Here is a 1,137-nt window from a genome sequence, read left to right on the forward strand (position 1 = left end):
CAGTTCGGCATCTTCACCGTCGGCGACGTCACCCCGGACCCGACCACGGGCCGGACGCCGACCGAGCGTGAGCGCATCAAGGCCATGGTCGCCATCGCGCTGAAGGCCGAGGAGGTGGGGCTCGACGTCTTCGCGACCGGCGAGCACCACAACCCGCCCTTCGTGCCCTCGTCGCCGACCACGATGCTCGGCTACATCGCGGCGCGCACCGAGCGGCTGGTCCTGTCCACGTCCACGACGCTGATCACCACGAACGACCCGGTGAAGATCGCCGAGGACTTCGCGATGCTGCAGCACCTGGCCGACGGCCGCACCGACCTGATGCTGGGGCGCGGCAATACCGGGCCGGTGTATCCGTGGTTCGGCAAGGACATCCGCGAGGGCATCGATCTGGCCGTGGAGAACTACGCCCTGCTGCGCCGGCTGTGGCGCGAGGACGTCGTGAACTGGGAGGGCAGGTTCCGTACGCCGCTGCAGGGCTTCACGTCCACGCCCCGTCCGCTGGACGGCGTCGCGCCCTTCGTCTGGCACGGCTCCATCCGCTCCCCGGAGATCGCCGAGCAGGCCGCGTACTACGGCGACGGCTTCTTCCACAACAACATCTTCTGGCCGGCCGACCACACCAGGCGCATGGTCGAGTTCTACCGGAACCGCTACGCCCACTACGGGCACGGCACTCCCGAGCAGGCGATCGTCGGCCTGGGCGGGCAGGTGTTCATGCGCCGCAACAGCCAGGACGCGGTGCGCGAGTTCCGCCCCTACTTCGACGTCGCCCCGGTCTACGGGCACGGGCCGTCGCTGGAGGAGTTCACCGAGCAGACCCCGCTGACGGTCGGCTCGCCGCAGCAGGTGATCGAGAAGACCCTCGCCTTCCGCGACTACGCCGGCGACTACCAGCGCCAGCTGTTCCTGATGGACCACGCCGGGCTGCCGCTGAAGACCGTGCTGGAGCAGCTCGACCTGCTCGGCGAGGAGGTCGTGCCGGTGCTGCGCGAGGAGTTCGCCAAGAACCGCCCGGCCGGTGTGCCGGACGCCCCCACCCACGCCTCGCTGCTGGCGAACACGGAGAACGCCGGGCAGGAAACCGCGCAGGAAGGAGCACGGGCATGAGGCTCGTCGTCGTCTCCGCGGGACTGA

At 69.7% G+C, this 1,137-nt stretch carries 1 protein-coding gene; it reads left to right on the forward strand.

The window, feature by feature from the left end:
* Positions 1–1,110 (forward strand): LLM class flavin-dependent oxidoreductase (locus ACIRFH_RS36635; protein WP_403530938.1); only part of this gene is annotated, 1,110 nt, incomplete at its 5' end.
* Positions 1,111–1,137 lie beyond the last annotated feature (27 nt).

Origin of the sequence: Streptomyces sp. NPDC093586, assembly GCF_044764905.1 — a bacterium.
Taxonomy (GTDB): Bacteria; Actinomycetota; Actinomycetes; order Streptomycetales; family Streptomycetaceae; genus Streptomyces.